The organism is Cyanobium sp. BA20m-p-22 (assembly GCF_024346275.1).
In the GTDB taxonomy this organism is placed as follows: domain Bacteria; phylum Cyanobacteriota; class Cyanobacteriia; order PCC-6307; family Cyanobiaceae; genus Cyanobium_A.
On record NZ_JAGQCQ010000155.1, the window covers coordinates 1 to 8351 of the forward strand.

The 8351-nt window shown below is 64.0% G+C and carries 8 protein-coding genes; 1 reads left to right on the forward strand and 7 read right to left on the reverse strand.

Annotated elements, in window-relative coordinates:
• Window positions 1-1095: GDP-mannose 4,6-dehydratase (gene gmd, locus KBZ15_RS13285; protein WP_255015687.1), on the reverse strand; the 1095-nt coding region annotated here is incomplete at its 3' end.
• Between the two features lie 121 nt (window positions 1096-1216).
• Entirely contained in the window at window positions 1217-1702 is a 486-nt protein-coding gene (locus tag KBZ15_RS13290) for a dual specificity protein phosphatase (RefSeq protein ID WP_255015690.1), read from the reverse strand.
• Between the two features lie 312 nt (window positions 1703-2014).
• Between KBZ15_RS13290 and KBZ15_RS13295 the strand changes: the two genes are divergently transcribed.
• Complete coding sequence (locus tag KBZ15_RS13295) at window positions 2015-4381, forward strand: polysaccharide biosynthesis tyrosine autokinase (RefSeq protein ID WP_255015691.1); 2367 nt, start codon at window positions 2015-2017, stop codon at window positions 4379-4381.
• Here the strand turns inward: KBZ15_RS13295 and KBZ15_RS13300 are convergent.
• From KBZ15_RS13300 to KBZ15_RS13320, 5 genes are all read right to left on the reverse strand, one after another.
• On the reverse strand, window positions 4378-4938 hold the full coding sequence (locus tag KBZ15_RS13300) for a hypothetical protein (RefSeq protein WP_255015693.1): 561 nt from the start codon (window positions 4936-4938) through the stop codon (window positions 4378-4380). The genes KBZ15_RS13295 and KBZ15_RS13300 overlap by 4 nt on opposite strands.
• An 87-nt stretch (window positions 4939-5025) precedes the next feature.
• Window positions 5026-5862: a hypothetical protein gene (locus tag KBZ15_RS13305; RefSeq protein ID WP_255015695.1), complete on the reverse strand. Its 837-nt coding sequence runs from the start codon at window positions 5860-5862 to the stop codon at window positions 5026-5028.
• Window positions 5863-5995: 133 nt separating this feature from the next.
• Window positions 5996-6220, reverse strand: a complete 225-nt coding sequence (locus tag KBZ15_RS13310) for a Nif11-like leader peptide family natural product precursor (protein WP_255015697.1) — start codon at window positions 6218-6220, stop codon at window positions 5996-5998.
• A gap of 142 nt (window positions 6221-6362) precedes the next feature.
• Window positions 6363-7130, reverse strand: a complete 768-nt coding sequence (locus KBZ15_RS13315; protein WP_255015699.1) for a YdcF family protein — start codon at window positions 7128-7130, stop codon at window positions 6363-6365.
• Window positions 7131-7134: 4 nt separating this feature from the next.
• On the reverse strand, window positions 7135-8351 hold a 1217-nt coding region (locus tag KBZ15_RS13320), incomplete at its 5' end, for an asparagine synthetase B (protein ID WP_255015700.1).

An 8351-nucleotide genomic window follows, 5' to 3' on the forward strand; every position in this document is an offset into this window, starting at 1 on the left:
GAGCCGCAGGATCGCTTCTTTTTTGGCTTCTTCCTTGTCGGCTGCCACCATTTCGGCCACCAGCTCCTCAAGGGTGGTGGTGGGAACCCAGCCCAACTTCTCGCGGGCCAGGGTGGGATCCCCGAGCAGGGTTTCCACCTCGGCGGGGCGGAAGTAGCGGGGGTCGATGCGCACCACCACCTCGCTGCTGCCAGAGCGGCGGCCGATCTCCTGGATTCCCTCCCCTTCCCAATCGATGCCCCCCCAGCCGAGCTGCTCGGCGGTGAGTTCGATGAAGCGGCGCACCGTTTCCTGCCGGCCGGTGGCGATCACGAAGTCTTGCGGCGGCCCCTCCTGCTGGAGCATGCGCCACTGCATCTCCACATAGTCGCGGGCGTGGCCCCAGTCCCGCAGGGAGTCGAGGTTGCCCATATAGAGGCAATCGTCGAGCCCGGCATCAATGCGGGCCAGGCCGCGGGTGATCTTGCGGGTCACAAACGTTTCACCGCGGCGCGGGGATTCGTGGTTGAAGAGGATGCCGTTGCAGGCATACATGCCGTAGGCCTCCCGGTAGTTGACGGTGATCCAGTAGCCGTAGAGCTTGGCCACGCCGTAGGGGGAGCGGGGATAGAAGGGGGTGGTTTCCTTCTGGGGGATCTCCTGGACCAGTCCGTAGAGCTCGGAGGTGGAGGCCTGGTAGATGCGGGTTTTGGAGCTGAGGCCGAGGATTCTTACGGCTTCGAGGATGCGCAACGGACCGAGGGCGTCGCAGTCTGCCGTGTATTCGGGGCTCTCGAAGGAAACGGCCACATGGCTCTGGGCGCCGAGGTTATAGATCTCATCGGGCTGCACCTGCTGGATGATCCGGATCAGGTTTGAGCTGTCTGTGAGGTCGCCGTAGTGCAGTTGCAGCTTGGGGGCCTGGCCCTCGCTGCCGGTCTCGTGGGGATCCTGATAGAGGTGGTCGATCCGCTGGGTGTTGAAGCTGCTGGCCCGGCGCTTGATGCCATGCACGCTGTACCCCTTCTCCAGCAACAACTCGGCCAGGTAGGAGCCGTCCTGGCCGGCGACGCCGGTGATCAGGGCAGTTTTGCAGGCGGAATTGCTCACGGTCATCTATGAGGAAGGATTTGGGGCCAGGCACAGCAGCGCAGCTATCTGCAGCCGTAACCCGTTGGGTCTGGCCCATGATGGCTGGAAAATATCTTTCATGCAATCTCAACTCTCATGGAACTTCTCAGGCAATCTTCAGTGCCGCCGGCAGGGCATGGTTCAATTGAGATAGGAGCATCAAGTGGGCGGCCGATGGGCTAGTGCCCGGATGCACTTGCAGCATGTAGTCGAGGGCGTTCTGCCGGCTCAGACCATGCTCTCGCATTAGCCAGTCTAGGCAGACTAGGGGCGAGCGTTCGATAGCCGCCACACAGTGGACAAACACCGGCCCGTGGCTGCGCAGCTCAGCCAATAGCTCCAGGGCCTGCTCCAGTTGGCCAATGCTGAGGGTGCCCTGGCTGCGATGGTCTGGCAGCACCAGGCGACGGCAGTGGAAGCGCTCCTCTAGGTCTGTAGGGGCGGCTTTCTCTTCGGTGGAGCAGAGGCTGAGCACCGCCGTGATGCCTTCAGCCTCTAGCCTGTTGAGATGTCTGGCAGCCACCGGCGCGGGGCCGACGGCCAGGTCTTGAACGAGCACCCAACTGATTGGAAAGGCTGAGATGGCAATCATTTGGCAATTATAAAGTTCCTGGTCTCAGTTCAGCGCATTGATCAGAGCTGTCAATGGGTGATAAAAGCGGCCAATGGGTAAAGATCCGATCTCCCCTCCGCTGGGAGTCTGGCCAGGGACAGGCAATGGTGGAAATACATGGCGTTTTTGCTAAGATCCTTTCACCGATAAGGCGTGATTACCCTGGACCGCCTGCCCCCCTCGAATTCCCTTGTGCCCACAGGCGCTGCAACCATTGTGCAGTTGCCTCCAGGAGCCTTTGTTCAGAGCCAGGGGGTGGCTGGGTCCCTGCAACCGAGCGGGGGTATCAATATGATTGAAATTTGGGTGGCGATCCGCCGCCGCCGCAAGCTTGCCCTGCTAGTGGCCGCAAGCGTAGCTGGCCTGGCCTTTGCCACCACCCTGGTACAGCGTGCTTTCTGGCCTGTTTACGAGGGTAGTTTCGAGCTGCTGGTTACCGATCCGATCAGCACCAACACCAATGGCTCCGGCGGCGGTGGCGGTGGCGGTGGCGGCGGCGGCGGAGGAGTGATCGAAAACCTGGCCCGCAATCGCACGACCATCGACTATCCGACGCTGATCGGAACCCTGCGCAGCCCAATGGTGCTTGACCCACTGCGCAGCCAGCTTGGTGCGGCGGGCGGCCTAGTGGACGGGGTGCAAATCACCCAGGCCACTGGTTCCCGTGCCAGTTCACCTCAGGGGGTGTTGGTAGTCAGCTTGATGGGGCAGCGCCCCAGTGAGATTCGTGCCGCCCTCGCCGCGCTGAGCGCGGCCTATCTCAACTTTGCCCTGCAGCAGCGCCAGCAGCAGCTCAACGAAGGGTTGAATTTTCTTGACGAGCAGGAGCCTCTGATGCAGAGCACTGTCAACAAGTTGCAGGGCAAGCTGGCAGATTTCCGCGGCCGCTACAACCTGATTGCTCCGGAGGCCGAGGCCGTGGCCCTCAAGGCCGAGGCCGCCGGCATGGGAATGCAGCAGCGTGAGCTCGAGGCTGAGCGCAGTCGCCTCGAGAAACTGCGCCTGGGTGTGGTGGCCGGCAAGCTCACCTCCTCCAGTTTCAGCACCGGCGGTGGTTCAGCAGGAGGTGGTTCAGCTGGCAGTGGTTCAACTGGGGTAGGCGGTGATGGGGGTGTCACCGTCACCCAAGCCAGCAGCGACCTGCTCTCCCAGCTGCAGAGCGTGGAGCAGCAGCTCAGCCAGGCCCGCTCTACTTACAGGAGCGATACTCCTCGGGTGCAGAGCCTTTCGGCCCTGAGCACCCGCCTGGCCGGCCAGCTGCGCAGCAACCAGCTCGAGGCCCTGGATACGGCCCTGCAGCTCAATGCCAACCGGCTTGCCACCCTGCGGGGCCAGCGCAGCTTGGTGGATCGTCAGTTTCTCAAGCAACCTCCCCTAATTAAGGAGTACGAACAGATCCAGCAGCAGCTGGTTCTGGCCCAGCAGAACCTTTCCAACTTTCTTTCCACCCGCACCAACTTCCGCCTAGAGCGCGCCCAGAACACCGCGCCCTGGGCCATGATCTCGCCCCCACGGGTGCAGGCTTCTCCAGTGGAGCCCAAGCTGCGTGATGGTCTGCTCAGGGCCCTGCTATTTGGGGCGGCGGCCGGTGTGGGTGCTGCCCTGCTGCGCGATCGGCTCGATCACGGCTTCCGCAGCCCGGGCGAGGCCCGCGATGAATTGGGCGAGCCATTGCTGGGCCACATCCCCCACGTTTCCTTTTTCAAGGGGGTGCGCGAAAACAGCCGCTTCCTGCTCCAGGAGCTCGATATCGGCCCAACCATCAGCGAAACCAGCAGTGGCCCCGGACAAGCCGGTGGCGTTACCGGATACCAGCGGTTTTTCTATCAAGAGGCATTTCGCAACCTGTTCACCTCCCTGCGTTTCCTAAACACCGATCGGAATCTGCACACGATCGCCCTCACCAGTTCACTGCCCGCCGAAGGCAAGAGCCTGGTGAATGTGCTGCTGGCCAAAACCCTCTCGGAAATGGGCCAGCGGGTGCTGTTGATCGACGCCGACCTGCGCAAGCCCCAGATCCACTTCCGTCTGGGTCTAAACAACCTGGTTGGCCTTTCCAACCTGCTCACCGAAGATCTCAACTGGCAGGAGGTGGTGATTCCAGTTGAGGGCCATGACAACTGGATGGTGATTCCGGCCGGTCGCCGACCGCCAGATCCCACCCGCCTGCTCAGTTCAGAACGGATGAGGCACCTGGTGGAGCAGCTGGGCGACTCGGGTCAATTTGACCTGATTCTGTTTGACACCCCGCCGGTGCTGGGTCTGGCCGATGCGGCCCTAGTGGCTGAACATGCCGACGGAGTGATCCTGCTGGTTTCCCTTGACCGCGTGGATCGGGACCTCCCCAAGGAAGCAATCTCCCGGATGCGCTCGTCCGGCGCACCCCTGCTGGGGATTGTCACCAACTCCATCAAGGCGGAAAACCGCTTCAGTGGCGGCTCAGGCAATGGGCGCTACGGCTATGGCAGCTATGGCTATGGCCGCTACGGCAAGCGCTATGGCTATGGCAGCTATGGCAGCTATGACTACCGCATTCCCTATGGCCACTACACCGATGCCCAGCTGCCGGCTGCGGAATCCCCTACCAAACCGAAGCGCGAACCCCTGGCCGGCCTGCGGGCCAAGGGTCGCTCACTGATGCACTGGATCGATAACTAGGAGGTAATTTGTACATTCTCGATCACCGTAACCAGGTAGGCCCGGATTGGGGTGATTGTCGTTGCCAGCGACTGGAGGGCAGCGCCTTCAGCTGAAGTGACCATGGCGTTGAAGGCGGAAACTGCCGACTTCAGGTTTGCCAGCGAAGGTGAACTGCCGAGTTGGGCCAGGGCATCCACTAGGGCTTGGGCCTGGGCAGCACCGGCCCCAGCGGCTTGAAGCTGGCTCGTCAGGTTTGCGGCAGCCTGCTGGGGCGTGATGCCATTGACGGTTTGGTTCAGGAGCAGGGCCTGGATCCCATCGGCAGTGGCCTGAGTCAGGCCGGCAGTCACCAGGGCCTGGGCAAGGTCGGCCGCGTAGGTGGTCACGGGCACCACCACCTGGGAGCCGGAGGTAGCGGCGTCGAAGCTGGAAGTGCCGATCGAGGTTAGGGCGGAGCCGCCAGCAGGGCTGAAGCCGGAATTACCGCCGGCACTGCCATCTCCCCCCGCCAGCACAGGCGAGGCCAGCAGCAGGCTGGAAGCGGTGAGCAAGGGGAGCAGGAAAGGGCGTTTCATGGTGATGGGCGCTACGGGGAGCAGGTTTGCGAAGGGGATTACTTAAAACTGGCTTGTCTAAAACTGGGCTGTCTTAGACTGGCTTCTTTAGAATTGGGCTGTGCGGAAATTGCTGCCCCAGCTGATTGAGAGCACGCCGACCGGGCCGTTGCTGGTGAGATCGAAGATGTCGGCTGCCACCAGGTTGATCGTCAGCGGCGTGCGTTTGAACGGCACCAGGGAGATGCCCGCATTGGCGCCGCGGCCACTCCAGCCACCCGAGATGCCGAGGTTGGGCAGTAGCTCCAGGCCAATGGAGCCGAACATACCGACGTTTTCCTCTTCAAAGGCGAAGGTTTCGCCGCCGCCGCCGACGCTGATCTGGAGGGTTTGCTTGAACTTGGGGTTGTTGGGCTGCAGGGGCCAGGCGACCGTGGCCACGCCGTAGGGGTTGGTGTCGGCCTTGGGGTCATCGCCCCACTCGGCGATGTTCACCACACCCACGGAGGCCGCCAGGCGGAAATTGCTGCGGTTGACCAGCACCCGGGCCAACTTGGCGTCAAAGGTGCCGTTGGCGCCGAAGTTGTTGATGCTGGCGATGTTGAGGTCGAGTTCCAGGGCTACGGCCTTGTAGGCATCCCCCAGGCCCACACCCATGTTGACGGAGCCATCGACGTTGTCGCGCTGGCGGCCCTCGGTGGCTCCGCTGACCCCGATGAAGTAGTCGCCCCAGTTGGCGATAAAGGCAGAGGGTACGCCTGGCTGGAGGGAGGGGGCGCTGTATTCGGCCCCAATCCGCACCGGCGGGATCAGCAGCTCCCGGCGCAGCCGCTCGGAATCCACCGGTTCGGCGGCCCCGGCCGCCAACGGCAAGGCGGCGAGGGCAAGCAGGGTGGTTGGGAAGATGCTCTTGAAGGTATTTCGGAAGATAGCTTTTAAAAACATTTTGTTTGCCTAGAACATTCAGATATGGGGATCTTAAGGCAGATTTGTTGATTTTCCAGGCTGGTACTGGCGCGCCGGAGCTCAAACTGGACCTTGTGGCGGCTCCTCCCGTCAGGCAGGCTCTATTGCCGGATCAGGGCTGCTGGCTGAAAAAGGCGCTGCGGCAACTGCGGCCCAGCGGGGTGATCCAGGGCCAGTAAGCCCTATTTAATTCGCCGCTGTAGGCCATCAGCTCATTGAGCGATATCTCCAGGCCTTCGCTGCTGATCAACTCCAGTAGCTGGTCGGGCTGCTCGCAGCGGCTTACGCGCCCCTGAAGCTCAGGGCTGCGATCGCACAGCTGTACAAAAGCAAGCAAATCTTGAGGGCAGGCCATTAGGATTTTTACAGCCTAAGATTTAGCTAACAGCAGTATTAAGACCCATGCTGCTGGGCTCATTCCGATGGCTATGCGTTTTGCGCATAATTCGCGGCTTGATAATGGGGGATTGGTTGGGTTCTCACCAGGCCCTGTAGAGGCTGCGGCCGATCACTTCCCTCAGGGCACGGCTGCTGTGCTGCAAGCCATCGGCCGAGGGGATCCATTGGAGGGGATCAAGCAGGGGGTGGCCGGCCCAGGTGCCGCGGGCCTGGAAGTCCACCGGGAAGGGCAGCACCCGCAGGCCCTGGCGTTCGAACAGGCGGCGGGCACGGGCCATGTGAAATGCGGAGGTCACCAGCACCAAGGTGCTCCCTGGCGGCAGCGTGGCGGCCACCACCCGGGCTTCCTCGGCGGTGTTGCGCACCCGGCCGGTGCTGGCCAGATCGGCGGCGGGCAGACCGAGGGCCAGGGCCCGTTGGCGCAACACCTCCCCTTCCGGCGGCAAGTGGGGCTGGGTTGGCCACCAGCCGCCGGTGAAAATCAGGCGCGGTCGCTGGCCCTGGTGGCGCAGCTGCTGATAGGCCTCCAGGCCGCCGAAGAAACGGTCGGCGTCCATCCACTCGCTGATGCGGGCTGGCCCTGGGGCGGCATGGCGGCCGCCACCGAGCACCACCACCGCCTGGGGCCTGGCAGCGGCGATCACCACGGCTGCGCTCTGGCGCTGGTGGGGCCGCTCGAGCCAGCGCCAGAGCGCCTCGCCCACCAGGGGCGTCGCCATGATCCACAGCAGAGCCAGGGCCGCGATAGCGGGCCAGCGGACGCCGCGCAGCACTCCCCACAGCAGCAGCAGCAGCGCCACCCCCAGGGGCAACACCAGCAGGGGCAGGAGCTTGCTCAGCAAAAACATCAACTCAGCTTCTCGATTGAACCAACCAGGCTTGCCATATCAGCACGGTCCAGAGCTGGGGGGTGTGGTCGGCGCCGCGCTGGTGGGCGCGCCAGAGGCGCTGAATGGGTTCGGGCCTGAGGTGGCCCTGATGGAGCATCAGTTGGGGATCCAGCAGGTCGTCGGCCCAGCAGCGCAGGGGGCCGCGCAGCCAGGCGCCAAGCGGTATGGCGAAGCCTGCCTTGGGTCGCTCGATCAGCTCGGCTGGCACATGGCGATAGAGCAGCTGGCGCAGGGCCCACTTGCTGCCAGCACTGCCCTCGCCGGGGCGGATCTTCATGGCCAGCGGGAGACGCCAGGCGACGGCGGCCACACGGTGGTCGAGGAAGGGAGCGCGGGTTTCCAGGCCCACCGCCATGGCGGCCCGATCGAGTTTCACCAGGATGTCGGCTGGGAGGTAGGTGCGGGCATCGGCGAGCATCAGCTGCTCGGCGGCAGTGGGGGCAGCGGGCAGGGCCACCCCTGGGCCATTTCCAGTAGATGCCAACCACTGCGGCTGCAGCAGGGCGGCAGGAGCGGCCCAAATGCTGGTGAGGGAGCTGTAAAGCTGCTGCAGCGAACCGGCGGCCCGGATGGCGGCGGCCAACTTGCGACGTTTGTCGCGGGCCAGACCATGGGAAGACACCGGTAGCTGTTCGAGGCTGCGGGCCAGGACTCGGCGGGCCAGGGGTGGCAGCGAGCCAAAGCGCTGCTGCAGGGCCGGGGCCAGCCGATGGCGGTTGTAGCCGCCGAACAGCTCATCCCCGCCATCGCCGGAGAGGGCCACCGTCAGGCCGCTGCGGCGTGCTTCTCGGCAGACCAGATGGGTAGGCAGCTGGGAGGAATCGGCGAAGGGCTCGCTGTACAGCCGCGGCAGGGCCGGGATCAGGGCGCGGGCATCGCTGGCGGTGAGGGCCACCTCGCTGTGCTCGGTGCCGAGGTGCTGGGCGACGGCGCGGGCGAAGGGGGCCTCGTTGAAGCCGGCATCTGCGCCGCCGGCATCGGGGAAGGCGATGGTGAAGCTGCGCACCTGCCGGCTGCTGCCGGCTTGCAGTAAAGCGGTGATCAGGGAGGAATCGACGCCGCCGGAGAGAAAGGCACCGAGGGGCACATCGGCGCGGGCCTGCTCGGCGATCACCTGCTGCAGGGTGTGTTCGAGGGCGTCGAGCGCCTCCTCTGGGGAACGCCAGCCGAGTTGCTGAC

Coding starts and splice junctions, on each gene's coding strand:
- KBZ15_RS13290 (WP_255015690.1), bottom strand. CDS start 1,702: ATGATTGCCATCTCAGCCTTTCCAATCAGTTGGGTGCTCGTTCAAGAC.
- KBZ15_RS13295 (WP_255015691.1), top strand. CDS start 2,015: ATGATTGAAATTTGGGTGGCGATCCGCCGCCGCCGCAAGCTTGCCCTG.
- KBZ15_RS13300 (WP_255015693.1), bottom strand. CDS start 4,938: ATGAAACGCCCTTTCCTGCTCCCCTTGCTCACCGCTTCCAGCCTGCTG.
- KBZ15_RS13305 (WP_255015695.1), bottom strand. CDS start 5,862: ATGTTTTTAAAAGCTATCTTCCGAAATACCTTCAAGAGCATCTTCCCA.
- KBZ15_RS13315 (WP_255015699.1), bottom strand. CDS start 7,130: ATGTTTTTGCTGAGCAAGCTCCTGCCCCTGCTGGTGTTGCCCCTGGGG.